The organism is Streptomyces sp. NPDC088747, from assembly GCF_044751025.1.
Classification (GTDB): domain Bacteria; phylum Actinomycetota; class Actinomycetes; order Streptomycetales; family Streptomycetaceae; genus Streptomyces.
In genome coordinates this window covers 1-25,834 of sequence record NZ_JBIVKZ010000012.1, presented here as the reverse complement: position 1 = coordinate 25,834, position 25,834 = coordinate 1, and the positions used below count along the sequence as shown (strand labels likewise).

The window sequence follows — 25,834 nt, the reverse complement described above, 5'->3', positions numbered from 1 at the left end:
TGACGGCGGACAGGGAAGGTGCTGTGCACCGCGGGGCGGTTGGTGTGTTCTGAGTTCAAGTCCCTTTGGAATGACGGGCGTTGAGAGACATCCGCCGCAGGGCGCTCAGGAATGACCGACTCCGACGAGGTCGGTAGTGAACCCGCGGCACAGTCGATACCCTCCCTGCGGGGAACGTACGTGCGGATGGGGGAAGTTGACGGTGTACCGGAGACCATTACGCCTGTGCTGCGGCGCGTTAGCCGCGGGGCTGCTGCTGGCCGGCTGTTCGGGGGCGGAGGACCGCGGGCCGCGGGGCGCCGGTTCCGAGCCGGCGGACGCCAAGGGCGGAGCCCCGTCCAGCCCGTCCCCCAGTGCCGCGAGCCTGAACTTCACCCCCGATCCCGGCCGCGCGCCGAACACCCGCGCCGAGGCCGAACGCCTGGTCCGCATCGTCGGAGCCGCCCCCGTCGACCTGGGACCTGGCTACGTCAAGCGCAGCCCATACCAGAGTGAACCGGGATTCTGGCCCGTGCTCGACGCCAACTGCGTCTGGCAGCGCGAGCCACTGCCCGACACGGCGCTCGCCAGCCTCACCCGCTACATGGAACTGCCCGCGGAGGACGGCAAGGGACCGATCCGCGTCGCCGCCGTCGTCACCGTGCACCCGACAGTGGTCGACGCCGAATGGGAGATGGCCGAGACCCTCGAAGAGGCGCTGCGCTGCCCCGACCAGCAGCTCCGCCAGGGCGAACGGATCACCGGACTGCTCTCCCAGGGCGCCGACTTCGGCCTGATGGGCAACTTCACCTCCGAGGACACACTCACCGAGGCCGGCGAGTACTACAGCGACCAACTCGGCGGCCCCCACTACTACTACTGGGTGCAGAGCAGGCTGAGCCAGGTCACCGTCGCCGTCGTCGGCAAGGGAGCGAAGGGCAGGTCCGACGATGACGTCGACGCCGCCCTGCTCCAGGGAGTCAGCCAGATGCTGAGCCGCGCCGAGATCGAGCTGGAGGCGCCGGAATGAGCGAGCCGCTGCTCCCCACCGACCCCGCCTCGATCGGCGGACACCGACTGCTGGCCCGCCTCGGCGCCGGGGGAATGGGCGTGGTCTACCTCGGCCGTACGGAGTCCGGGTCGCTGGCCGCCGTCAAAGTCATCCAGTCCGAGTTCGCGGACGAGCCGGAGTTCCGCGCCCGATTCCGCCGCGAGGTCGAGGCCGCCCGCCGGGTGTCCAGCCCCTGGGCCGTGCCGGTCACCGCCGCCGACCCGGACGCCGCGGCCCCCTGGCTGGCCACCGCCTTCGTGCCCGGCCCCTCGCTGGAGGAAGCGGTCCGGCGCCACGGCCCGCTGCCCGTCCGGAGCGTGCGCGTCCTGGGCAGGATGCTCGCCGCCGCGTTGAGCGAGGTGCACGCCGCCGGACTGATCCACCGCGACGTCAAGCCCGCCAACGTCCTGCTCGCCGTGGACGGTCCGCGTCTGATCGACTTCGGGATCGCCCGCGCGGCCGACGAGACCGCGATCACCTCCACCGACCTGGTCATCGGCACCCCCGGATTCCTCTCACCCGAGCAGGCCGAGGCGCGCGGCGCCGAGATGGGCCCCGCCAGCGACATCTTCTCGCTCGGCGGCCTCCTGGCATACGCGGCCACCGGCCACCCGCCCTTCGGCACCGGCACCGCGGACGCCCTGCTCTACCGCACGGTCCACGACGAACCCGACCTCAGCGGCATCGAGGCCGACCGTTCCGAAGGCTCCGACGACCCCGACAACCCCGAAGACTCCGAACTGCCCGCGTTGCTGCGCCGGTGCCTGGCGAAGGACCCCGCGGACCGTCCCACGGCCGAGCACCTGGGCGCGGTGCTGCTGATCGAGGACGCCGTTCCCGAGGGCGGCCGGATCGACTGGCTGCCCGAGGACGTCGTACGGTCGATCGCCGACCGCTCGGCGGAGATGCTGGCCCTTCCCGACATCGAGCCGACCGTCTCCGACGCGCCGGCCGACGAGGAGCCCGCGTCGCCAAGCCGGCGGCGGCTGCTCGTACTGGCCTCCGGCGCGGCCCTGGCCCTGGCGGCCGGCGGGACCGCGGCCTGGGCAGTGCTGCGCGACGACGACACCCCGGCCAAGCCCACGGCACGACGCTGGGCCATCGGAGTGCAGGCGGACCTGAGCGGCGCGCAACGTACGGCGGGAAGGGCGCAGGAGCAGGGCGCACGGCTGGCGGTCGAACAGTTCAACGCCCGCCGGAACAAGCCCTTCGAGCTCACCCTGAAGACCGCCGACGACGGCGGCACCGCGGGGCGGGCGCCGGCCGCGGCCAGGAAGCTGATCCAGGACGCCGACGTGCTCGCCGTGCTGGGCCCGACCAACGACCAGACGGCCCACGCCGTCCTCGGCGCGTACGACGAGGCCCGGCTGCCACTGCTCTGCGTCTCGGCCGGAGGACTGGTCCTGACCAGGAACGAGTACCGGTCCTTCGTGCACTGCCGCCCCAGCGACGCGGCGCTCTCCCTGCCGATGACCGTCTACCTCCTGCGGCAGAACGCGGCGCTGCGCCCCGGCCTGCTCCAGGACCGCACCGCGCAGACGTACGCCCAGGAGACCGCCTCGATCAACGCGATGATGCTCCGCCAGATGGGCTCGCCGGCTTATCCGCGGGTGATCCCGGCGGGCACGGACGACATGGGCCCCGTCGTCGCCGACATGCTGCGGGCCGGGATCAGCTCCTTCATCTACGCCGGCTACGCGCCGGGCGCCGCCACGGTGGCCCGCGAGCTGGCGGCGGCCGGCTTCGACAAACCGCGGCTCAGCTCGCAGGCCGTCATCGACCCGGCGTTCCTGGAACAGGCGAAGGAGGCGGCCGAGGGCTGGGTGCTCACCTCCTCCTTCGTCGACCCGGCCGCCGTGCCCGGATCGGCGCCCTTCACCGCCGCCTTCCGCAAGCGCTACGGCGCCGCGCCCGGCTACTACGCCGCCGAGGCGTACGACGCCGTCAACCTCGTCCTCCAGGAGCTGGTGAAGGCCACGAAGGCCGGACGGCCGCCACGGCGGCAGGAGCTGGCGGGCCTGCTGCGCAAGAGCCGCTACAAGGGCATCACCAAGGAGTTCTCCTTCAAGCCGGAGGACGGCACGTTCGCCGGCTGGGGCATCTTCCTGCACCAGGTCGAGGGCGGCCGGTTCCGCTTCCTCGGCGCCGCGCCCTCCGAGGTGTAGCGGTGGCCGAGGCGCACGCGGACGGGCGGGCGGGAGTGCAGGCGCTCAAGCAGGGCGACCCGCCGTTCGTCGGCGGCTACCGGCTGCTCGGCCGGCTCGGCGCGGGTGGCATGGGCGTGGTCTACCTGGCCCGCTCCACGGGCGGCGCGCTGGTCGCGCTGAAGGTGATCCGCGCCGACTACGCGGCCGACCACGGCTTCCGGGCCCGCTTCCGGCGCGAGGCCGAGGCCGCGGGCTCCCTGACCGGGCGCTGGCTGGTTCCGGTCACCGCGGCGGAACCGGGAGCCCGCGAACCCTGGCTGGCGACCGCCTTCGTACCGGGACCCTCGCTGGCCGAGGCCGTCGCGCTGCACGGGCCGTTGCCGTACCGGACGGTGCGTGCCCTGGGCGCCAGGCTGGCCGAGGCACTCACCGAGGTGCACGCGGCGGGCCTGGTGCACCGGGACGTCAAACCGGGCAACGTCCTGCTCGCCCTGGACGGACCCCGGCTCATCGACTTCGGCATCGCGCGCTCCACCGGCGCCACCGCGCTGACCGCGACCGACGTGGTGATCGGCTCACCCGGCTTCCTCTCGCCCGAGCAGGCGCGGGCGCGGAGCGGCGACATCGGCCCGCCGAGCGACGTCTTCTCGCTGGGCTGCGTACTGGCGTACGCGGCGACCGGCAGACGCCCGTTCGGCACCGGCACCCCGGCCGCCATAGTCTTCCGTACGGTCCACGAGGAACCCGACCTCGACTCCGCGCCGTGGGCCCTGGTCCCGCTGCTCATCCGCTGTCTCGCCAAGGATCCGCAGGCGAGGCCCACCGCGGAGGCGGTGCGGAACGCCTTGGCCGGGGAGGGCCACGGGGAGGGCGAGTGGCTGCCGCCCGCGCTGCCCCGCCTGATCGCGGAGCGCTCGTCAGCCGTGCTGGCCATGCCCGACCCGGCCCCGGCCACGCTTCTCCTGCCGCCGGAGGGCCCCGGCATCTCCCGGCGCCGTCTCCTCGCCCTGGGCTCGGCGGCCGGTGTGGTGGTCGCGGGCGGGGGAGTGGCGGCCTGGGCCGCCTCCAGGTCCACCACCGCAGACGACGGCGCGGCGGGCCAGGACCCCCTGCCCCGGTACGTCATCGGCCTGCACGCCGACCTCTCGGGCACCGGCAGGGCGACGGGCCGTGCGCAGGAGCGGGGCGCCCGGCTGGCCGTGGCGGACTTCAACTCCCGTTCCCGTGAAGGCCGTACCTTCGACCTGGCTCTCCAGGTCCACGACGACACGGGGAAGGTGAAGCAGGCCGAGCGGGTGGCCGGAAGGTTCGTCGCGGACGACGACGTGTACGCCGTGATCGGCCCGACCGGCAGCGCCGTGACCGAGGCCGCCATGGTCCGCTACCAGAAGGCCCTGCTGCCGATGGTGACCGTATCGTCCGGCAGCGATCTGTACTCGAAGACCCTCACCCGCGCGTTCTTCCAGCTCAGGCCCAACGAGAACGCCCTGTCGACGGCCTTCATCCACTACCTCACCCACGCGGCGAAGAGCCGCAGGACCGCCCTCGTCGACGACAGGGCCGCCAGCCGCACCAGTTGGCAGATCGTCAAGGACCTGGCCGAGTATCCGCCCGCGGGCGGCACGACCACCACCCATGCCGTCGCCGCGGACAGCGAGGACTTCGACATGGTCGCCGCCGCGGTGGTCGCGGCGGACGCGCAGGCCGTGGTGTACGCGGGCGCGTCGCCGCACCGGGCGGCCCTGTGCGCCCGCGCGCTGCGACAGGCCGGCTTCAAGGGCACGCGCATGGCCTCGGAACCGGTCCTGGAGGCTGCGTTCCTCAGGGAGGCGGGCCCGGCGGCCGAGGGCTGGGTGATCAGCACGACCTACGTGGACCCGGCCCGGCTGCCCGCCGCGGCCCGCTTCGTCGCGTCGTACAAGAAGCGCTTCGCGGTCGAGACCGTCGAGCGCTTCGCCCTGGAGGCGTACGACGCGGTCCTCTTCGTCGCCCAGGGGCTGCGTGAGCTGGCCGATGTCGAGGTCGAGCGGGGCGCGATGGTGCGCAGGCTCCGCACGATCAAGTACAAGGGTCTCGCGAAGACCATCGAGTTCGACGCGGTGACGGACGAGTTCCGCTGGGTCAACAGCCTCTTCCTCCACCGGGTGGAGAACGGCGCCCCGCGTTTCCTCGGCCGCTACGACCAGGTCAAGAAGGCCTGAGCCGGTCGAGAGTCGGGCCGTCCCATGACTGGCGGCCCAGTTGACCGGCGGCCCAGTGATCGATGGGCGGGCCAGTGATTCGGGTTCCATGGTTCGCGCTGCGCGGATCCGCTGATAGCGGCGCTCACCCCACGGTTCGCTATGATCCGATATAGAGCCAATCAGGTCATTTGTTCTAGCGATGTATCCATCCGATGCGTCCATCCGATGCGTTTTTCCGACGCGTCCTTCCTCCTGGGGTGGTCGATGTTCCGCAAGCGCCCCACGGACGACGGCGACGAGCTGCTGGACAGACTCGGGTCGCTGACCGCCCAGGCGCGTGAGCGCGCCGAGTTCCAGCGCTCCCAGGTCGAGCTGGCGATCGCGCTGCAACGCGGCATGCTCCCGGGTGACATGCCGAGCGCCCCCGGCTTCCACGTGGCCGTCCAGTACGCGCCGGCCTGCTACGGCCTCAACGTGGGCGGAGACTGGTACGACGCCTTCGAACTCCCGGACGGCCGCATCGGGCTCTCCATCGGCGACGTCCAGGGCCACAACATCGAGGCGGCCGCGTTCATGGGCCAGGTCCGGGTCGGGCTGCGCGCGCTCGCCTCCGTCACGGGCGAACCCGGGGAACTCCTCGCGCGGACCAACGCCCTCCTCCTGTCCATCGGCAGCGACCTCTTCGCCACCTGCACCTTCATGCGGCTGGACCCCTCCACCGGCGTGCTGGAGAGCGCGCGGGCCGGACACATACCGTGTGTCTGGGCGACCGCGGACGGGAAGTCCGGCATCGCCGAGGACGAAGGGGGGCCACCGCTGGGCATCGAGGAGGGCGTGGAGTACCCCGTGACCCGGTACGAGCTCACCACCGGCGGAGTGTTCGTGCTGCTGACCGACGGCGTGGTGGAGGGGCCCTCGATGAGCATCGACGAAGGGCTCGACCAGGTGGTACGGCTCGCCGGCATCGCCGCCGTGGCGGGTATGTCGGCCGGTTCGCTCGCCGCCGCCGTGATCAAGGGCGCCGAGCGTGTGGGCCACGAGGACGACGCGGCCGTGCTGGTGGTCGGCCACGAGGCGTCCGGCCCGACGCGGTAGGGCGCGCCCTCGTCGCTCGCCTCGCCGACCGGGCGGCGACGGTGTCTGATGGCTGCTGTGGCGGGTACACGCGAGCTGAGCCGGCCGGCCGTCGTCGCGCTCCAGGCGTTGACGGTGGCCGCCTGCTACTACGGGGCAGGGCGGCTGGGACTCCTGCGGCGGCTCGTCGTCGAGGGAGCGGTGTTCACCCCCATCTGGCCCCCTACGGGCGTGGCGGTGGCCGCCCTGCTGATCTTCGGTGTGCGGGCCTGGCTCGGGATCGCCCTCGGCGCCCTGCTGATCGTGATGTCCTTCGGCTCGCTCCAGCCCACGGTGGTCGGCATCGTCGCGGGCAACACCGCCGCTCCGGTCTGCGCGTACTACATGCTCCGAGGGCTCGGCTTCCGGATCGACCTGAGCCGTCTGCGGGACTGCCTCGCCCTGGTGTTCCTGGGCGCTCTCGGCAGCATGCTGATCAGCGCGAGCGCCGGCGTCGGCATGCTCGTCCTCACGGACAAACTCGCGACGGACAGCGTCTGGCCGGTCTGGCTGGCCTGGTGGGTGGGCGACGCGATGGGTGTCCTGATCGTCACCCCCGTCATCCTCATGCTCTACGGGGTGCGCCTGCCCCTGCGCCCGGCGCGGTGGAAGGAGGGCCTCGTGCTGGCGCTCGCCGCCTGCGTCATCGTGCCGATCGCCACCAACAGCCCGATCAGCGTCCTCTTCCTCGTCTATCCGCTGCTGATCTGGGCGGCGCTGCGCTTTCAGTACGGAGGCAGCGTGCTGTGCGCCCTCTTCGCCTCCGTCCTGGCCACGATCGCCGCCACGGACGAGGTGGGCCCGTTCGAGAACCTGAGCGACACGACGCTGATGATCAAGCTCCAGGCCTTCAACGGATCGATGGCCCTGACCGCACTGCTGCTGGCCGCCGTGATCACCGAGCAGCGCAACACGAGACGTTCCGTGGAACGGGCCTGCCAGGATCTGGTGCAGGTGCTTGAACACCTCACCGCCGGGAACTCCTCCCCCCGGCCGCCACCGCCGGACGACGGCGCCATCGGGCGGCAGGACCAGGCCCGGTGAGCCGCCCGCGCCCCGGCGCCATCCCCGGCAGGCGGACGGGCTGTCCCGGGGGCGCGGTCCGTGAGGAAAGATGGGACCACAAACGAAGGACAACCACTGTGGAGGTGCGGGCTCATGCAGCACGAGCGAGCGGGCCGTCCGGCAGGCCCCGAGGATCTCGTCGACGTCGCCCGGCTGGTCACGGCGTACTACTCGCTGCACCCCGACCCGGCGGAGCCCGGCCAGCGTGTCGCCTTCGGCACGTCCGGCCACCGCGGGTCCTCACTGGCGACCGCGTTCAACGAGGACCACATCGCCGCGACGAGCCAGGCGATCTGTGAGTACCGCGCCGGGCAGGGGACCGACGGTCCGCTCTTCCTGGGAATCGACAGCCACGCGCTGTCGGAGCCGGCCAGGGTCACCGCGCTGGAGGTGTTCGCGGCCAACGACGTGCCGGTGCTCCTCGACGAGGCGGACGGCTACACGCCCACCCCGGCCGTCTCGCACGCCATCCTGACGTACAACCGCGGCCGGTCCTCAGCGTTCGCCGACGGCGTCGTGGTCACGCCCTCGCACAATCCGCCCGGCGACGGCGGCTTCAAGTACAACCCGCCCAACGGCGGTCCGGCGGGCTCCGAGGCGACCGGCTGGATCCAGGACCGGGCCAACGAACTCATCGCGGGCGGTCTCAAGGACGTACGGCGCATCCCCTACGCCAGGGCGCTGACCGCCCCCGGCACCGGTCGCTACGACTTCCTCGGCACCTACGTCGCCGACCTGCCGAACGTCCTGGACCTCGACGCGATCCGGGCGGCCGGCGTGCGCATCGGCGCCGATCCCCTGGGCGGGGCCTCGGTCGCCTACTGGGGACGCATCGCCGAGCAGCACGCGCTCGACCTCACCGTGGTCAACCCCCTCACCGACCCCACCTGGCGCTTCATGACGCTGGACTGGGACGGCAAGATCCGGATGGACTGCTCGTCGCCCTACGCCATGGCCTCGCTCATCTCGCAGCGCGACCGCTTCCAGATCGCCACGGGCAACGACGCCGACGCCGACCGCCACGGGATCGTCACCCCGGACGCCGGTCTCATGAACCCCAACCACTACCTCACCGCTGCCATCCACTACCTGTACTCCCATCGCGAGCGGTGGCCCGCGGACACCGGGATCGGCAAGACCCTGGTGTCCTCCGGGATGATCGACCGGGTCGCCGCCGACCTCGGACGACAGCTGGTCGAAGTGCCGGTGGGGTTCAAGTGGTTCGTGGACGGGCTGTCCGACGGATCCCTCGGATTCGGCGGCGAGGAGTCGGCCGGCGCGTCCTTCCTGCGGCGTGACGGCTCGGTGTGGACCACCGACAAGGACGGCATCATCCTCGCGTTGCTCGCCTCGGAGATCACCGCGGTGACCGGCAAAACGCCCTCCGAGCACTACGCCGTGCTGACCGAACGGTTCGGTGAGCCCGCCTACGAGCGCATCGACGCTCCGGCGACCCGCGAGGAGAAGGCCCTCCTCGCGAAGCTCTCGCCCGCGCAGGTCGGCGCGGAGACCCTGGCGGGAGAGGCGGTCACCGCCGTGCTCACGGAGGCGCCGGGCAACGGCGCGGCCATCGGCGGCATCAAGGTGACCACCGAGAACGCCTGGTTCGCGGCCCGCCCCTCGGGCACCGAGGACGTCTACAAGATCTACGCCGAGTCCTTCCTCGGCACCGACCACCTCAGGCAGGTGCAGGAGGAGGCGAAAGCCGTGGTGTCCGCGGCACTGGCCGGCTGACCCACCCCGGGGGCAGGCGCGCGGACGCGGTACGGGAACACCGCGTCCGCGCGCTCAGGCGTCGGTAAGGTCGTGCGTCCATACACTCACGCGTTCGTTCACGCGTCCGTACGCACCGGCCGACGGAGCAGATAGACGGCGGCGGTCGTGACGAGGACGGCCATGCAGGCGATGAACACCAGCCCCGCGTCCTCCAGGCCGATCGGGCCCGACAGCACGCCCACGCCGATCACCGGCAACGAGATGCCCGCGTACGCGACCACGAACAGCATCGAGATCACCGCCGCGCGCCGGTGCGGGGGAGAGGCCTCGGCCACCGCGGAGAGCGACCCGCGGAACGCCAGTCCCTGCCCGACCCCGGCGACGAGCGCGCTCGCTACCACCAGCGCCAGGAGGTCCCAGCGCAGCGCACCCGCGAGCAGCGCGAGCGCGACGAAGAGCGTGGCACAGCCCAACGGCAGCGACCGCCCCACCCCGAACCGCCCGACCAGCAGCTGACCGGCGATCGAGGCGAAGAAGGCCAGCGCGACGACAAGCCCGCTGACGGCGTGGTTGCGGACGTCCAGGGACTCGGCGAGGAACGCGGGGCTGACCGAGGTGAACACGCCGAACAGGGCGAACCCCACGAACGAGGCGATCGCCGCGGGCCCGAACACCGTCCGCACCCCTGGGGGCACGCCGGGCCGCTGCGGCCGCACCGTGCTCAGCGGACGCCGCTCCCGCACGGTCTCCGGAAGCCTCAGCAGCACGACGGCCGAGCAGGCGACCAGCACGAGGTGTACGGCGAACGGCAGATAGAGCGGCCAGTCGGCGTACTCGGCGAGTACCCCGGCGAGCACCGGGCCGCAGCCGAGGCCGCCCATGTTCACGGCCGTCGCCACGAAGGTGGCCCGGGAGGCGCCGCTGTCCGGCGCCAGCTCCAGCACGTAGACCGTGGCGGCCCCGGTGAACAGGCCCGCGGAGAGACCCGACATCAACCGGCCGGCGTACAGCCAGGGCAGTCCGTCGGCGCACAGGAAGCAGACGGCGCTCACGGCCGCGAATCCCAGGCCCGCCAGCAGCACCGGCCTTCGGCCGACGGCGTCGGAGGCGTTGCCCGCCAGTAGTAGTACGCCGATGACTCCGAAGGCGTACACGGCGTACACGACGGTCACCATCAGCTCGGAGAACCCGAACTTGTCCTGATAGAGGCCGTAGAGCGGGGTCGGCAGCGTGGTGCCGGCCATGCACACGGCGAACACCGCTCCGCCGAGCAGGCACTGGCGCCACTTCCGGCGATCATCGTCCATGCACCGACGGTAGTCCCGCCCGTCACATGCGGCGCGCCACACGGGATTACGTTCGAGGACCGGCGTGTTGTCCGTGAGCGGGACACGAAGAGGGGCTCCGGACCCCGTCGGTTTCCGGCCCTCGGCTCGTGAGGGGCGCTTGCGTTCCGGCGGGAGGCGCCGTAGCTTATGTGTACGAAACCGTTTCGTATACATGGGGGTCCGGGGTGCACCCCAGCCACAGCAGCAGGAAGCCGCAGACGCCGGGTTCCGGCAGAGCCGGAGCTCCGCTTCCGGCCGTAGCGGCGCGGACCTCGCGATGATGACCTCGCCGGTCTTCCTGGCCGTCGCCCTCTCCCTCTTCTCCGTGGTCTGCTACGCCACAGCCGCCGTGGTCCAGGAACGGACCGCGGCCAAGACGGTCGGCCTGCGGGGCGCACTCCTGCGTGTCTCGTGGTGGTGGTCGGTCGTCCTCAACGCCGGCGGAGCGCTGCTGCACGTGCTCGCCCTGCGGTACGGGCCGCTGACCCTGGTGCAGCCGCTCGGCGCGCTGACCCTGGTGGCGGCCGTACCCCTGGGCTCGCTGGCCACGCGCCGCCGCACCACGGGCACGCAGTGGCGAGGCATGACCTTCACCCTCGTCGGCCTGGCCGCGCTGCTGATCGTGACCGCCTCGGGCAACGTGCCGGACAACACCCTGCACACCACCGAGGTCCTGGTGGTCACGCTCACCGCCGGCACTGTCGTCGCGGTACTGGTCGGCTTCGCCTCGGGCCGTTTCGCCCCGGGCGGCCTCGCCTTCGCGGCGGCCTCCGGCATCGCCTCCGGCGTCGGCTCCACGATGGCCCAGAAGGTCGCCGTCGGACCGGCCCTGTCGTGGAGCGTGGCGGTGGTCGCGGTCCTGACCATGACGTTCGCGGTGGCCGGCCTGCTGCTCTCGCAGAAGGCCTACCGCGCCGGTCTCGGCGGTCCGCTGGCCCTGCTCACCCTCGTCAATCCCGTCACGGCGTCCGTCATCGGCATCACCCTGCTGGGCGAGGGCTTCCAGTACGGGGCGGCGGGCACCGCGCTCGCTCTCGCCGGCGCGGCGACAGCCGGGCACGGTGTGGTCCTGCTCAGCCGGCCTCAGCCCCGGCACGACCTTCCCGACCATCCCGACCACCTCGACGGCGGTGACGGCCTGCCGCGCCCGGGTTCCGTACCGGGTCCGCGGCCTTCCCGGCTTCTCCGCTCCGCGCCGGCGTCCACCGGACGGCCGCGCACGGCCGCGGCCGACGCCACCGGAACGAGCAAACCGATCTGAAAGGAAGAACACGACCATGACGACCCTCCAACTCCCCACCCGGACGGCCGTTCGTGCGGCGGGGCTGGTGGACGTGCCCGCCGTGGTACGCCTGATCGCCCCGACTCCGCCCCCGACGTCGACGCCGGACGGCTCCGAACTCGACTGGGAGCGGAAGCGGAGCGCTCTGCGGCTGGTGCTGGCCCACTACGCGCTCGAAGAGGGCCACGTACGCGTGGCGGAGCGAGCGGACGGCGCGCTCGTGGCGGTCGCCGTCTGGCTGCCGCCCGGTACCGACTCCAAGCCACCCGACACGTTCTTCACCAGCCTCCTCTCCCGCGAACTCGCCGCGGGGCCGCGCTGCCGCCCGGTCGTGCCGACGTGGCCGCAGGACGCGGAACCGGAGGTACCGCACTGGAAGGTGGTCGTCGTCGGCGCGCTGGACGACGCGAACATCCTGGACGACGACGTGGTCGCGGACCTGCTGGCCCCCGGACTGCGCACGCTCGACGACGAGGCCGCGACCGCCGTCGCGATCACGGTTTCCGCCGCCCACGCGGAGGGACTGCGCCCCCTCGGATTCCACGGGCCGCGTGAAGCCGACCTCGTGCCGGGTGCGAGCGTGTGGCTGACGACTCGTCACCCCTCGGACCGGTGGACCGCCTGACGTCCGGTTCCACCGCCTGAGGTCCCCTCCGCTGCGGCCGGGTCGTCCAGCCCGCAAGCCTGCCCCGGCGCGTCCCCTACCGGGCTTCGGCACTCGCCGACCGGGAATGGACGCGGACACCCAGCACCACCACGAGCAGCGAGACGACGCCGACGCAGGCGGCGCTCCAGATGCCCGCCCGGACGCCCAGCGGAAGAAGTATCGCGGCGGCGAGCGCGGCGCCGAGCTCGCGCCCTCCGGCGGTCACGCCGGACGCGACGCCCTCCTTGCCCGGTTGCGCACGGGCCAGCCCCGCCGTGGAGGTCGTGGGAACCAGCAGCCCCCAGCCCGCCCCCAGCAGGGCCAGCGGCACGACCAGCGCGCCGTAGTGGTCGAACAGCAGGGGTATGACCACCAGGACGGACGCGACCAGAACCGACCCGAGGATCATTGCCCCTCGTACGCCGAGACGGCCGATGATCCGGCCCGCCAGGAGCGCCGAGACGATGTTGCCGCCGGCCAGCGGAAGCAGTGCGAGACCTGCCGTGAAGGGCGCCATGCCCAGCTCGTCCTGGAAGCCCATGCTGACGATGTAGAGGGTGCCGAAGAAGGCGGCCGTACCGACCACCGTGACCACGGCGTTGGCGCTGAAGGACACGTCGCGGAGCTGGCTCAACGGCAGCATCGGGGCGGGGGAGCGCCTCTCCACCCTGCCGAAGAGCCAGACGGCGGCAGCGGCGATCAGCACGCCGGCCGCGAGAACGGCGGTGGGCAGCGCCCGCCAGTCGTGCGCGAGGAACGCCACGACTCCGATGAGCACCACCATGACCAGCAGCCCGGGCAGGTCGAGTCGCGCGTGGCCGCCGCGGAGCAACGGCAGCACGGGCCGTCCGATCAGGGCGAAGACGACGGCGAGGAGCGCGACGACCACGAACATGGCCCGCCAGGAGGACACGGACACCAGGGCTCCGCACAGCACCGGTCCCAGCGCCGCCCCCAGCGCGTTCGCGCCCGCCCAGATGCCGATGGCCCAGGCCACCCGGCCGGGAACGTCCTGGTAGACGAACTGGATCAGCGCGAGCGCCGACGGCAGGACGAGCGCTGCTCCCAGGCCCTCGCCGAAGGTGCCGACCACGACCAGGGCCACGGTGGGCGCTGTCGCGGCGACGAGACTGAAGGCGCTGAAGACGCCCAGGCCGACCAGGAAGACACGGCGCGCGCCGAACCGGTCGGTCAGCGCCCCTCCCGTGAGCGACAGCATGGCGAAGGCCAGGGTGTAGCCGGAGAGCACCCATCCGATCGCCGTGTCACCGGCGTCGAACGTCGACCTGATAGCGGGCGACGCGATGTTGTGCCCGGAGGTCAGCAGGATCACCAGCAGGGTGCCCAGGCTGGTGCTGGCCAGGACCAGGCCGGGTGAGCGGCGCCGGGGGGCCACCGCGGCACGGGCCGAGGCCGTGTCCGCATCCAGCACGGAGGGCGGAGAAGGATGATCGCTGCGCATACCACGTAACCTTATATATAGTTCGCGAACGAATCAAATGAACGAGTCGCCGCTTGTAGGGTGGATTGGACGGCCGGATGGAAAGGGAGCGAACTACATGCCTGAGGCGGATGTCATCGACGCGGCGGCGCGGGAGTGGGCGGAGGCCTACCCGCGCCTGGATGTGTCGCCGGGCGATGTGCTGGCGCGCGTCCAGCGCCTGGGCCAGCTCATCGAGGAGGCGCAGAACCGGCGGCTGCGACGGCGCGCGGGCATGGTCGTGAACAACGTCGGCGACTTCGACGTCCTGCGGGCACTGCGGCGCGTCGGCCCGCCGTACGCCCTGACCCCCGGCCGGTTGCGGGAGGCCATGCTGGTGTCGGGTGCCGGGCTCAGCGGGCGCCTGAAGCGGCTGGAGCAGGAGGGGTGGATCACCCGCGAGGCCTCTCCGGACGACGGACGCTCCCTCCTGGTCCGGCTCACCCCTGAGGGAGTCGCCGACCTGGACCGGGATCTGGAGGCGCACTACGCGTTCGAGTCGGACCTGCTGCGGTCGTTGGACCTCGACACGCGTCGCCAGTCGGCCGATGTCCTGCGTGTGCTCCTGCTGGACGTGGAGTCCCGCCTCTGATCGCGGGGGAACGGCGCGGCCCCCGGGTTCGTCCTGAGCCGGACGCCGCCGGTCAGCCGCTCCCTCTCAGCCGCCCCCGTCAGCCGTGCACCGACGGGCGAAGGCCAGGGTCCGGTCGAAGCAGTCCTCGACCTCCCCCTCGGACAGGCCCAGCCAGAGATGGTTGCCGCCGGTGAGGAGACGCAGGTCCGGCTGGTGACCTGCCTGCCGCAGGGCGTCGGCGAGGCGTGCCGACTGCCGCGCCGGGACCAGGACGTCGTCGGTGCCGTGCAGGAGGAGGAAGGGCGGCGCCTGAGGGCCGACGTGCGTGACCGGGCTGGCGTCTCGGGCCGCCTCGGGCCGGCCCGCGAGGGCGCCTCCGACGAGGAGTGCCTCGAACGAGGCCGGATCGCGGAGGTCGTACGCGCCTTCGGGAAGGTCCTCGGCGAGCCCGGTCAGGTCGGTGGGGGCGTACCAGGTGACGCAGCCCGTGACGGTGGCGGTGCCGGTACGGGCGTGGTGGGTCAGCGCCGTGAGCGCTGCCAGGTGTCCCCCGGCGGACTCGCCCCACAGGACGGTCCGGGCGGTGTCGAGCCCGAGTTCGCCGGAGCGGGTGTGCAGCCACGCGAGCAGGGCGGCCAGGTCGTCGGTCTGGGCGGGGTGCGAGGCCTCACCGCTGAGCCGGTAGTCGGGGCAGGCGACGGCGAAGCCCCGCTGTGCCATGCGGGCGAACGGCCCGGGCACCCAGTGCCGGAATCGGGGCCCGAGGTCGTCACGCAGGCCCGTACGCCAGGCACCCCCGTGGACGAACACCACCACTGGGACGGGCCCGTCGGTGTCCGTGGGCAGCCACAGGTCGACGGCCGACGGACGGCTGCCGTCGGGTATCGCGTAGACGGCACCGCGCAGCAGCCGCACCCCCTCGGCGGGGGCGGCCGGATGAGGGAGGGGCAGGACGGCCGGATCGGGCGGGGCCAGCAGTTCGCCCGGGAAGGGCACGGGTCCGCTCGTGGTCATGTCGTGGACTCCGTCGTCTCAGAAGTTGGCGCGGGGCAGGATGCGGCGGGCGTTCTCGGTGGTGAGGGCGCGCCAACTCGCGGCGGCGCCGGGCGCCGGGGCCGCGTCCAGGCCGGCGACGTGGGCCTCCACTCCGGCGGCGGGCGTCCAGCAGTGGTCGCTGCCGTACAGGATCCGGTCGGCGCCGACCAGGCTCAGCAGGGCGGGCAGTTGACGCGGCAGGGCCGGGCCGGCCAGGTCGTAGTACAGACGGCCGAGCTGGTCGAGGGCGCCGGGGCCTTCCTGGTCCTGAGGCATGAACATGCGCATGAACCCGTCGATGCGGTCGGCCAGGACCGGCAGGGCGCCACCGCAGTGCGGCACGATCACCGTCAGGTCGCGGTACCGGTCCAGGGTGCCCGACATGAGCAGGTCGGTCACCGTACGGGCGGTGTCGAAGACGAACTCGACCATGGGACGGGGGCGTCCGAGAGCAGACTGCTCCCAGCACACGGGTGAGGTGGGGTGCAGGAAGACGACCGCTCCGCGCCGGTCCAGTTCGGCCCACACCGGTTCCAGCCGGGGGTTGCCGAGATAGGTGCCGTGGGTGTTGGTCTCCAGGACCACGCCGTCCGCGGCCAGGGTGTCGAAGGCGTACGCGATCTCCGCTAGGGCGCCGTCGACGTCCGGGAGGGACAGCGAGGCGAACAGGCCGAAACGGCCCGGGTTTTCACGCACCGTCTCGGCGCCGGCCTCGTTGACCTCGCGGGCCAGGCGGCGGGCCGCGGTGTCGTCGCCGAAGTGAATGCCGGGGGAGGAGACCGACAGCATCGAGGTCTCGATGCCGCAGCGGTCCATCAGCTCCAGGTGGGCCTTCGCCGACCAGGACGGCCAGGCCGGGACGCCGTCGGGAAGTTCGTGCCCGGCCTCGCGGGCCTGCCGGACGTACGAGTCGGCGACGAAGTGCGCGTGGACATCGAGGAACCCGGGGGCTTCGGAGGGCACGGGCGTTTCCTTTGACTGGGGGACCCGGCGAGGGGAAGGAGCGTCTCTCCGCCGGAGAAGGGGTGGGGGGTGTGGAACCCGGGCGCCGCGAGTGACGCCCTGGCGCGCCCCCCGGCGGACCGAAGGCGCCGCCGAGGGCCGAACGTGCCGCTGGGGAAAGGCGGTTGGGGAACGGTGGCTGGGGAACGCGGTGGGGTCAGCCCTCGGTGCGCCACTCGTGCTCGGGAAGGAAGCTGACGTCGTACTGCCGCGGCACGGTGCCGAACTTGTGCGGCTCCGGGACGAACGGCCTTCGGGGCAGGCCGTGTTCGTCGGTGGGCGTGCCGAGGTTCTCGAAGAACCGCTCGAAGGTGCCGCCGGGGCCCGCGGCCACGCCGACGATCCTGCTGTGGTGGCGTTCGATGCGGTAGGCGTGCGGACAGTTCTTCGGTACGAAGCCGAAGTCGCCCGAGGTGAGCAGCTTCTCGTGTTGTTCGCCCGCGAGGTCCTCGACGAACAGGCGTACCGCGCCGTCGGTGATGTAGAAGACCTCGTAGGTGTCCGCGTGGGAGTGGGCCGGGATGGTGTCGCCGTTGGGCCCCTCGCAGGTGAAGAAGTTGAAGGTGTTCTCGGTCTGCTCGCCACCGGCGTAGATGGTGAACATGTCCGTGAAGAGGTGGGCGCGGTCCCCCATCCCCTTCTCGATGAAGTACGGCTTGCCCGGCTCCGGTGGGATGTGGGAGCGCTCGCGGTAGCGGGTCGCGAACTCGATGGTCATCCTGAACCTTCCTGATCAAGGGACAGTGCTCGTCCGGGCCTGCCCTGGCGGGGTGGCCCGCCGCGGTTCGTGGGCGCAGGCGGCCGTGGGGCCGTGCTGGGTGCCTGCCGGACGGCATGCGGGAAACCGGCCTGGACGTACGCGGCTCGCCCGCGGTGCGGTTTCCTCCGCCCAACGTAGGTCCGTCGCCGAGGGGTGTCGGCATAGACTTGGGCACGAGATGAAGAAAAACGGACACTTCTCGGCGGTCGGCCGGACGGGCGGTATCTCGGCGGTCACCTATCGCCCTACGCCCGGAAGGCCTCCGGGTCTGGAGGTCCTCGACCTGCCGGGACTCGCCGCGGGCGCCGATGAGCGGAAACGGCCCCTCACCGAACCGGCTCGACCGGCGTTCCACCTGGTCGTCGCGGTGCACGGGGGCCGGCTCGAGTGCTCGGTGGACTTCACCTCCTACGTCCTCGGGGCGGGCGACTGGCTGTGGGTGTGGCCGGGACAGGTGTTCCAGCTGCCGGCGGGGCACGGGGGCGGCGACGCGACCGTGCTGGTGTTTCCCACCGGCTTTCCCGGCAGCGCGACCGACGCCCTGATCCGGGACGGCGAGTACCTCCCGAACCGCCTCGTCAGGCCCGACCCGGCATCGCAGACGTCCCTGATCCGTCTCCTGGACGCCCTGAGCGAGGAACACCAGGCACTGTCCGGCCTCTCACTGGAGGCGCACATCGAGACACAGCGCGGTCTGCTCTCCGTGATCCTCATCCGGCTGGCGCACCTCGCCGAGCCGCGCCGGGAGGCTCACTCCAGTGGCACCGAGCCGTTCCAGAGGTTCCACCAGGCCGTGGAGGAGGGCTTCGGCCGGACCCACCGGGTCGAGGACTACGCCGCCCAACTCGGCTACAGCCCACGCACGTTGACCCGCGCCACCCGGGCCGCCCTCGGCTGCGGCGCCAAGCGCTTCATCGACGAACGGGTACTCCTGGAGGCGAAACGCCTCCTCATCCACACCGCACTGCCCCCGGCCACCATCAGCGAACGCGTCGGCTTCACCTACCCCACCGTCTTCAGCGCCTTCTTCCGACAGCACACCGGCATGACCCCGACCGAGTTCCGCGCACAGACCAGCCCTTGACGGGCCGGGTCCGGGTGTCGGTGGGTGCCTCTATTCTGCGTTCGCCGACCGCGGGGTGCGGTCGGCGAACGATCGGAGTGTGGGCGTGAGCGTGTCCTTGTTCTGCCGGCGTACATCTGCCGAGAGTGTCTCGTCGCTGTCACCGCAGGACCTGCTGGAACTCGTCCCGGACTGGGGCGAACAGCCGGAGTTGTGGGACACGGGCCTGGTCACGGGAGTGGAGTTCCACTGCTCCGTACTGCACCGCGTACTTGTCGAGAGCTGCCCCGAGCAGACCTCGAACGCCGAGCTTCCCGTCTTCGGCGGTGAGCCACGGAAAGACCTGTGGACCAGCCCGGACGGCGAAGTGGAGGAGTACACCGTCGTATCCGTGCTCACGCCCGAGGCGGTCGCGGCGGCAGCCGGGGTCCTGAACAGCGCTCGGTACGAAGCGTGGGTGTCCGGCAACCACCACCGCATGACCGGGATGGTCCAGGAACTCGGCTTCTCCAGATCCTGGGACGACGACTGGGCCCGGCAGGTCAGCGGCGACCTGGACGACCTCGCGGCCTTCTATCTCACTGCGGCGGACGCCGGCGACGCGATGGTCAAGTACCTGAGCTGCTGAGGTCGTTCGGGGTCCAGTGGCTGGAGCTGTTCTACGTGGGGTCGGGGTCGTCGAGGAAGGCGAGCAGGACGGCGGCTTCCGTGCGGAGCCGGGCGGCTCGGTCGGCGTGAGCGGGGGAGGGCAACTGGGCCGCGGCGTCCAGGCGTTCGGCGGCTTCGGCTCGTACGATGTCCGCTGCCTCGCGCTCGCTCAGCTCACGCCTCGCCGCCTCGGTGGCGCCGGCGCCGACCGGTGACTCCTCCAGGGCCACGCCGCGGAGTTCCGCGTCCCCGACCGGCACCGCTTCGGCGTTGTCCAGCGCGGCGAGGGTCGCGCGCAGTGCACTGACGGCGGTCTTGTCACGGGCCCGCATCGCTTCGGGCAGGGCTTGACGCATACGGAGACGTAGGGACATGTCGGTGACCCTATGGCGGAGCTCCGGTACCCACCAAGCGATATCGGCGTGCCCTGCGACGTTCTGCCTGGGGCGCCGGCCCGCCAATGGCCAGTACTCGTCGATCAACTGCCGTGCGGCTACGGGTTGTTGGTGTCACGAGGCTCTACGATCTCTCCGTCCGTACGGCTCTTGGCACGGTGGGAACCGGCGGGCGTTCGTGTGGCATCGGTACGTGTACGAGGTGGCGTTCCGCGGGCGGGGGTGAGGAGGTGGCACGGGTGAGTGGGTTGCGGCTGTACGGGCTTCCCGCGGTGGTGTGCTCCATGCTTGTCGTGGGGTGCACGGCCGAGGCCGAGAACGACGGGGGCCGAGACGCACGGCCCTCCGCGACGCGTTCGGTTCCGTGGTGATGTCGGCGTCCGCGTGCGGCGGTGCGGGCCGCGCCCTATCCGGTTCATCAGCGGGCCGGGTCACCAACTCGTGGGAGAGAAGGCCGGATTCCTGCACCAGGTGAGGAAGGGTGATTTCCGTTTCCTCGGCCGCCATGACGAGGTGACGGAAGTGAGTTGACGAGAGGCGCACGCCGACCGCGACACCGCGGAGCGACTCGTGGCCGGGGTTCTCGGCCGGTGATCCGCTACCGTCCGCCCTTGAGTGGGTGACATTCTGGGAAACTACTCGTCCAGGTCCTGACCAGACCTGAACACATCGCGCATTCAGCCATTTTCGTCCTGCGGCGGATGCCCGAAGAGCCGCTGAGAATTGGGGAATATTCAGAGTGACCACAGTGATTGTGCAGCTTCCCGACGTGACCGTCCGCCACTCGGACGACCCCCGGCCCGAACCACGTCTGGTCCGCCTGAGCCCCGGCCAGAGCGCCGAGTTCGGACGCGGGGAGCCCGGAGCGCCCCTGCCCATCCCGCTCCGTGATCCGGCGGTGTCGCGGTGCGCCGGACAGGTCACCGCGGTGGAGGACTACTGGCGCCTGTGCAATTACAGTGCCGCGGCGACCTACGTCGTGGAGAACCTGGAAGGCGCGGGAGAACACATCCGCGTCGCACCCGGCCGTATCGGCGCGCCCGTGCCCTTCGAGATGTCCCGGGTAATTCTGCCGGCCGAAACGCCCATGGAATTCAAGGTGTTCGCGCCTCAGCACGCGTATGCGGAACCCGGCTGCGACGACACCCCCGCCGGGGAACCCACTACGAGCCCCTTCTCGCTGAACCCCTCGTCCAAGTATTTCCTGGTATTGCTGGCCCTGTGCGAACCGCGGCTCCGCTCCCCGTCGAGCGCGGTCGTTCCCGGCGTGGGGGAGATCCTCGAACGACTGCGACCGCTGCCGAGTTGCCATGACCTCTCGCGATCCGCGCTCAACTATCACATCGACTATCTCGCCGACACCAAGCTACGGCTGAGGGAAGGGCCGGTCGGCTCCCACGGCCGGGCGGGAGGCAAGCGCGAACGGCTGGTCAGTCTCGCGCTGCGCTTCAACCTGGTCCGCGAAGAGCACCTGGCCATGCTCCCCTCCGCCGTCAGACGCTGAACCGAAAGGCCCGCCCAGGATGAACCACCCCCACACCCCCCACGGCAGAGCGCCACTCGACCCGGCACCGGGGTACCGGATCGCGGACTGGAGCATCACCGGCCTGATCGGCTCCGGCAGTTGGGGCAGCGTGTACGCCGCGGAGAAGGTCGTCGACAGTGCCGCGGGCGGCCCGGCCGTCGCCATCAAGCTCCTGCGCACCGACCTGCTGACCCCGGGACAGCGCGCGTCGATGGAGGAACTGGCGCGCAAGGAGGCGCGGTTCAGCACGGAGGCGGACCACCCCCACCTCGTACGCACCCACGCCGTCGTCACCCTGCGGGATCCGGACCGGCCCGAACTGGACGGCATGACGGCACTGGTGATGGACCAGGCGGAGGGGAGTCTGCAGGATCTCCTCGCGGCGGGCGGCACCGGGCAGCCTTTACCGGACGCCGAGCGCATCCTCGGCGGAGTGGCCGCGGGCCTGGCACACATGCACACCCACGGCTGGATCCACGCGGACCTCAAACCGGCGAACATCCTCCTCGGCCCCGAAGGAGCCGTGTGGCTCGCGGACTTCGGTCTCACCGTCGAACTAGAGGGCACCCACGCGTACGTTCCGCCGCTGGGGTCGCTCGACCACGTACCCCCGGAGTGGTGGTCGGAGCGCACCGGCGTCCACGGCACGACCGTCCGCAAGACAGCCGACATCTGGGCCTTCGGCGTACTCGCGCACCAGGTGCTGACGGGCGGGCTCCATCCGTTCCCCGGCAGCACGGCGCGAGCGCGCTCCCTGGCCGCGCAGGCCTATGCCAACGGATCGGCGCAGCTTCGCCTCGACGACTCCCTGGAGCCGGGCTGGCGGAAGCTGACGGCCGAGTGCCTGGCTCCGGACCACGCCACCCGGTCCGCCCTGGACGCGGGTGAACTGGCCAGCCGTGTGCGGGAGTTGCACGCCGAGCGGCTGCCCCGGCCACCGCATCGGCGTCCGGCGGTCCTGCTCGCCGCCGGCCTCGCCGTCAGTGCGTCGGTCGCCGGCCTGCTGGTGGCCTTCGTACCCTCCGACGACGACGGCACCCCCGCGAAGTCGCGCTCCTCGGCGACCGGGACGGCGATCGCCGACACCGCCCTGCCCGGAGCCATCCCCGCCGACTCCGATGTGCCCGTCGCCCTGCGGCGGATCATCACCGACGCGGCGAAGCGGTGCACGGACGCGGAGGTCACCCCCGCGTTGCTGGCCGCGATGCTCAAGGCCGAGAGCGGCTTCGACCCGAACGCCTCCCGGCCCGCCACGGGCGAGCACGGCATCGCCATGTGGACACCCGCGGTGTTCAAGGCATGGGCCGTCGACGGCGACCGCGACGGCGACAAGGACCACATGTCACCCCCCGACGCCATCGCGACCATGTCCGTGTTCACCTGCTGGCTCGACCAGCGGTTCAAGCAGAGCGGGCTGCGCGAGAACCTGCCCGGGCTGATCGCCGCCGGTTACCGCACCAGCGACCGGACGGTGATCGAGGCCGGCGGCGTGCCGGAGACCGTGCAGCCCTACGTGGACACCGTCCTCGCCAACCTCAAGGACTACACCCGCTGACCGACCTGTCCCCGGCCGCTACTGACGTACATCAGGAGCGGACGGGGACCATCCCGAATAGCGTCGCGGATCGTTCCGTAACCGCACGCAAGAGGGGGAAGACGCCCATGCGGCACATCTCATCCATCCGCGGACGGCCGACGGGGGCCCGGCGGGCACTGCTCCCGGTGGCCGCCCTGCTGCTCGGTCTGGTCACGGCGGCCACGGCGACCGCCGCCCCGGCCCCACCGGGCGGCGCGACGACCGGCTCCCGGGGCGCGGTGTCCACCACGGCCGCGCAGGTCCAGATCCCGGCCGGTGTCACCGCCGGAGTCGTGGTGTACGACCGGCAGACGGGGACCTTCACCGAACAGGTCAACGCGAGTACGCAGTTCCGCTCGGCCTCCATAGTCAAGCTGCTGCTGACCCTCGACTTCTTCGCCAACCGTGGTCCGGACTACACCATCCCGGCAGCCGACCGCGCCCGGCTGGAACCGATGCTCCGCAGCAGCGACGACGCCGCGGCGAACCACTACTGGGTCGTCAACGGCGGCCCGGCCATCATCGACCGCACGGCGGACCTGCTCGGTCTGAGCGACACGGAGGGGCCGCCCGCCGGACAAGAGGGCTTCTGGGGCTACAGCGCCATCTCGGCCCGCGACACGGTGAAGATCTACCGCTACATCCTGGAGCAGTCACCGGCTCCGGTACGGGACTTCATCATGACCAACCTGCGGCAGTCGACGCGGTGCGCCTCGGACTCCTTCGACCAGCACTTCGGCATCGCCGCCGCCTTCGAGCGCCCCTGGGCCGTCAAGCAGGGCTGGTCGGGCGAGTACGAGGACGGCACCTGCGGTCCTTCGGGCACGAGGAGCGCGGCACGGACGAGCGCCGCCGAACGGGCCGACGCGCAGGTGGAGTTGTCCAAGCCCGCCCTGCACACCACCGGCACGGTCGGCGCCGGCGACCGTGCCATCGTCGCCGTGCTCACCCTGCACCCCCTCGGCACTTCTTACGGCAAGGCCTACACCGACATCGGCCGGCTGACCCGCAGCCTCGACGTGCCCGGTGCGACGAGGCCGACGGGCAAGTGGTACGGCACCTGGGGATCGCAGGTCCACGTCCGCGACGCGGCGACCACCGCCTCGAACTCCCGGACACGGCTGCCCGCCGGGGCGGAGGTCCTGATCAGCTGCCAGAAACAGGGCGAGACCGTCTCCGTACCGCCGTACACCAACAACTGGTGGGCGTACCTGCCCCAGTACGGCGGCTACATGTCCAACATCTACGTCAGCTCCCCGGACGACAAGCTGCCCGACGTACCGGTCTGTGCCACGACGTAGACCTGTTCGGCGCCGCCCAGTGCTCCTGACGTTCGTCAGGACCCGGGCCGTCGCCGCTTGCCTAGCGTTCCCCTTGTCGGAACAGCGGGACGGGGGAAGCGAAATGGCGGGATCGGGCAGTCGTACGGTGGTGGCAGCGGCCCTGTTGTGTCTGGGGGCGGCGGTGCTGTCGGCGTGCACGGGCTCCGGTGTTCCCGACGTCCGTACATCGGCCGCGGCGGCGACGGGCAGCGCGATCCGCGAGCTGACGGACAGTCAGCGGGCCGTCCTGGCACGGGCCGAGAACCTGTTGGTGCGCGACTGCATGCGCGAACAGGGCTTCTCGTTCTGGGTCACCGAGGAACTGCCCGCGAGGGTCGGCACGAAGTTCCCGTACGTCGTCGACGACGAGGCCTGGGCCGCCGAGAACGGGTACGGCGGGAGCATCCAGAAGCGCCGGGACGCCCTGGCCGCCGAGAATCCCAACCAGCGCTACTTCAAGGGGCTGTCAGCGGCCCGCAGGTCCGCGGCGGTCAGCGCGCTGAACGGGGCCGAGCCGAAGGGCCTCGAAGCGGACGTGCCCGGCATGGGAAGGGGCCGGCACAGCGACGAGGGATGCGAGGCCGAGGCGCAGCGGTCGCTCTACACCGATCTGCCGAGGTGGTACCGGGCACGCAAGGTGACCGAGGCGCTCGAACAGCAAGTCCGGTCCGCCGTCGTCGGGGACGCGCGCTTCACCCGGGCCGTCACCCGGTGGGCCACCTGTATGCGGGCCGCGGGACACGCGTACAGCACCCCTCCGGAGTCCCGGCGCGCCTTCGCGCGCGGACCGGACGCGCGCCCGGCGGACGAGGTCGAAACCGCCGTGGCGGAGGCGCGGTGCGCCGCCTCCTCGGGGCTGTCGTCAGGGATCCGAACCCTCGAACGCGTGCACCGCGACGAGGTCAACTCCCGGTACGCCGTCGAGGTCCGGGACCGGAACGAGCTCGAACACCTGGCCTTGGGCCGTGCACACCAGATCGTCCGACGCGGATGAAACACGCGGATGAGAACACGCGTATGAGAACACAAGGAGAAGGAAACAGCATGATGAAGAAGACACGCCTGCTGGCAGCGGGTGCGGTAGCGGTCCTGGCCATGACTCTCCCCATCGGGAGTGCCCAGGCCGCCGAAGGCAAGGACACCGCTTCCAGCCAGTCGGCGTCCGCCGCCGCGGAGGACGGCATGCTGCACGCCTGGGTGGACTCCTACCGGGGCGGCGCGGAGTGCACCTGGGCGGGCAGCAGCCGCAACTGGGACGGCAATGACGAGGCGATCGACTGCGGTGGTATGCGCAACAGGGCGTCGTCCCTGGAGAACCGCGGTTACGAGGGCATCGACGCGGTGAACCTCTACTGGGACATCGACCAGGAAGGCGCATGGGCCTGTCTGGGACGAGGCGACATGTGGCTGGACCTGTCCCTGGGCCGGGAGATCTTCAGCTTCAAGGACTTCTTCAACAGCGGCGGTTACGGCCAGAGCCTCGAGAACAACATCTCCTCGCACAACTGGGTCGACCACTGCTGACGGCGGCTGGTCGGTGACTGGAGCGGTCACCCGTAACGGGTGAGCGGGTCGGCCACGGGGCCGCGGACGGCCGGGATCGAAGGCCGCCCGCGATGGGGTCGGCTGGAGAAGGCCGTGGGGGGCATCGCGCTGACGCGGTGTCCCTCACGGTTCGTTCGTCGGACCGTGTTCTCCCCCAGCCATGAGCGTCGCGGCTGCTGTCACGCGAAGCGCATGCGGACCGGAGGTGACCGAAACAGGACGCCCGGTCGGGTGCGCCGGACCGGCGGGCTGCCGAGTCAGGGCTTCACGCCTGCGTACCTCAACCGCCTGTCATGCGGTGGATGCGATCTGTGCGGCGGCGAGTTGGTGGTGGAGTTGGGCTCCGCGTTGGGGGGTGTTGCTGAGGGTGGCGAGGACGGGGGGTGTGGTGATGCTGGG

Annotated in this window: 22 protein-coding genes; 16 read left to right on the top strand and 6 right to left on the bottom strand. The window is 71.5% G+C overall.

Annotated elements, in window-relative coordinates:
• Nucleotides 1-202: 202 nt before the first annotated feature.
• The 6 genes from ACIP79_RS26165 to pgm all read left to right on the top strand — a co-directional run bounded on the left by ACIP79_RS26165 (nt 203) and on the right by pgm (nt 9,272).
• A complete protein-coding gene (locus ACIP79_RS26165; protein WP_401227350.1) occupies nt 203-1,009 on the top strand; it encodes a hypothetical protein in 807 nt (268 codons plus the stop codon).
• Nucleotides 1,006-3,195, top strand: a complete 2,190-nt coding sequence (locus ACIP79_RS26160; RefSeq protein ID WP_401227070.1) for a bifunctional serine/threonine-protein kinase/ABC transporter substrate-binding protein — start codon at nt 1,006-1,008, stop codon at nt 3,193-3,195. Before ACIP79_RS26165 ends, ACIP79_RS26160 begins: the two co-directional genes overlap by 4 nt.
• A 2-nt stretch (nt 3,196-3,197) precedes the next feature.
• Nucleotides 3,198-5,378, top strand: coding sequence for a bifunctional serine/threonine-protein kinase/ABC transporter substrate-binding protein (locus tag ACIP79_RS26155; protein ID WP_401227068.1), 2,181 nt, complete (start codon nt 3,198-3,200; stop codon nt 5,376-5,378).
• 246 nt (nt 5,379-5,624) lie between these two features.
• Nucleotides 5,625-6,455 carry a PP2C family protein-serine/threonine phosphatase gene (locus tag ACIP79_RS26150; protein WP_401227349.1) on the top strand — a complete coding sequence of 277 codons (831 nt, stop codon included), beginning with the start codon at nt 5,625-5,627 and terminating at the stop codon, nt 6,453-6,455.
• A gap of 48 nt (nt 6,456-6,503) precedes the next feature.
• Complete coding sequence (locus ACIP79_RS26145) at nt 6,504-7,517, top strand: MASE1 domain-containing protein (RefSeq protein ID WP_401227066.1); 1,014 nt, start codon at nt 6,504-6,506, stop codon at nt 7,515-7,517.
• Between the two features lie 114 nt (nt 7,518-7,631).
• Nucleotides 7,632-9,272, top strand: a complete 1,641-nt coding sequence (gene pgm, locus ACIP79_RS26140) for a phosphoglucomutase (alpha-D-glucose-1,6-bisphosphate-dependent) (RefSeq protein WP_401227065.1) — start codon at nt 7,632-7,634, stop codon at nt 9,270-9,272.
• Between the two features lie 98 nt (nt 9,273-9,370).
• Here pgm and ACIP79_RS26135 read toward each other — a convergent pair whose 3' ends face one another.
• Nucleotides 9,371-10,561, bottom strand: coding sequence for an MFS transporter (locus ACIP79_RS26135; protein WP_401227064.1), 1,191 nt, complete (start codon nt 10,559-10,561; stop codon nt 9,371-9,373).
• Between the two features lie 301 nt (nt 10,562-10,862).
• Here ACIP79_RS26135 and ACIP79_RS26130 point away from each other — a divergent pair, with 301 nt between their 5' ends.
• Entirely contained in the window at nt 10,863-11,843 is a 981-nt protein-coding gene (locus ACIP79_RS26130) for a hypothetical protein (protein ID WP_401227348.1), read from the top strand.
• A gap of 16 nt (nt 11,844-11,859) precedes the next feature.
• Nucleotides 11,860-12,489 carry a hypothetical protein gene (locus ACIP79_RS26125; protein ID WP_401227063.1) on the top strand — a complete coding sequence of 210 codons (630 nt, stop codon included), beginning with the start codon at nt 11,860-11,862 and terminating at the stop codon, nt 12,487-12,489.
• 76 nt (nt 12,490-12,565) lie between these two features.
• On the opposite strand, the gene ACIP79_RS26120 is transcribed toward ACIP79_RS26125, so the two are convergent.
• Nucleotides 12,566-13,972 carry an MFS transporter gene (locus tag ACIP79_RS26120; protein WP_401227062.1) on the bottom strand — a complete coding sequence of 469 codons (1,407 nt, stop codon included), beginning with the start codon at nt 13,970-13,972 and terminating at the stop codon, nt 12,566-12,568.
• A gap of 97 nt (nt 13,973-14,069) precedes the next feature.
• Between ACIP79_RS26120 and ACIP79_RS26115 the strand changes: the two genes are divergently transcribed.
• Complete coding sequence (locus ACIP79_RS26115) at nt 14,070-14,582, top strand: MarR family winged helix-turn-helix transcriptional regulator (protein WP_401227060.1); 513 nt, start codon at nt 14,070-14,072, stop codon at nt 14,580-14,582.
• A gap of 66 nt (nt 14,583-14,648) precedes the next feature.
• On the opposite strand, the gene ACIP79_RS26110 is transcribed toward ACIP79_RS26115, so the two are convergent.
• The 3 genes from ACIP79_RS26110 to ACIP79_RS26100 form a co-directional block, all read right to left on the bottom strand.
• The gene (locus ACIP79_RS26110; protein ID WP_401227058.1) at nt 14,649-15,578 is read right to left on the bottom strand and encodes an alpha/beta hydrolase fold domain-containing protein; all 930 of its coding nucleotides are present in this window, start codon (nt 15,576-15,578) and stop codon (nt 14,649-14,651) included.
• Between the two features lie 18 nt (nt 15,579-15,596).
• The gene (locus ACIP79_RS26105; protein WP_401227057.1) at nt 15,597-16,562 is read right to left on the bottom strand and encodes an amidohydrolase family protein; all 966 of its coding nucleotides are present in this window, start codon (nt 16,560-16,562) and stop codon (nt 15,597-15,599) included.
• Nucleotides 16,563-16,758: 196 nt separating this feature from the next.
• Nucleotides 16,759-17,319 carry a quercetin 2,3-dioxygenase gene (locus tag ACIP79_RS26100; RefSeq protein ID WP_401227055.1) on the bottom strand — a complete coding sequence of 187 codons (561 nt, stop codon included), beginning with the start codon at nt 17,317-17,319 and terminating at the stop codon, nt 16,759-16,761.
• Nucleotides 17,320-17,539: 220 nt separating this feature from the next.
• Here ACIP79_RS26100 and ACIP79_RS26095 point away from each other — a divergent pair, with 220 nt between their 5' ends.
• Complete coding sequence (locus tag ACIP79_RS26095) at nt 17,540-18,445, top strand: AraC family transcriptional regulator (protein ID WP_401227053.1); 906 nt, start codon at nt 17,540-17,542, stop codon at nt 18,443-18,445.
• Between the two features lie 85 nt (nt 18,446-18,530).
• Nucleotides 18,531-19,052, top strand: a complete 522-nt coding sequence (locus tag ACIP79_RS26090) for a DUF1877 family protein (protein ID WP_401227052.1) — start codon at nt 18,531-18,533, stop codon at nt 19,050-19,052.
• A gap of 31 nt (nt 19,053-19,083) precedes the next feature.
• Here ACIP79_RS26090 and ACIP79_RS26085 read toward each other — a convergent pair whose 3' ends face one another.
• Nucleotides 19,084-19,404, bottom strand: a complete 321-nt coding sequence (locus tag ACIP79_RS26085; RefSeq protein WP_401227347.1) for a hypothetical protein — start codon at nt 19,402-19,404, stop codon at nt 19,084-19,086.
• A gap of 802 nt (nt 19,405-20,206) precedes the next feature.
• Between ACIP79_RS26085 and ACIP79_RS26080 the strand changes: the two genes are divergently transcribed.
• The 5 genes from ACIP79_RS26080 to ACIP79_RS26060 all read left to right on the top strand — a co-directional run bounded on the left by ACIP79_RS26080 (nt 20,207) and on the right by ACIP79_RS26060 (nt 25,414).
• The gene (locus ACIP79_RS26080) at nt 20,207-20,971 is read left to right on the top strand and encodes a serine/threonine protein kinase (protein ID WP_401227050.1); all 765 of its coding nucleotides are present in this window, start codon (nt 20,207-20,209) and stop codon (nt 20,969-20,971) included.
• A 19-nt stretch (nt 20,972-20,990) separates the two neighbouring features.
• Entirely contained in the window at nt 20,991-22,547 is a 1,557-nt protein-coding gene (locus tag ACIP79_RS26075; RefSeq protein WP_401227048.1) for a serine/threonine-protein kinase, read from the top strand.
• Between the two features lie 107 nt (nt 22,548-22,654).
• Nucleotides 22,655-23,869, top strand: a complete 1,215-nt coding sequence (locus tag ACIP79_RS26070) for a hypothetical protein (RefSeq protein WP_401227046.1) — start codon at nt 22,655-22,657, stop codon at nt 23,867-23,869.
• A gap of 103 nt (nt 23,870-23,972) precedes the next feature.
• Entirely contained in the window at nt 23,973-24,884 is a 912-nt protein-coding gene (locus ACIP79_RS26065; RefSeq protein WP_401227044.1) for a hypothetical protein, read from the top strand.
• Between the two features lie 50 nt (nt 24,885-24,934).
• A complete protein-coding gene (locus ACIP79_RS26060) occupies nt 24,935-25,414 on the top strand; it encodes a hypothetical protein (protein WP_401227042.1) in 480 nt (159 codons plus the stop codon).
• The last annotated feature ends 420 nt before the right edge of the window (nt 25,415-25,834 follow it).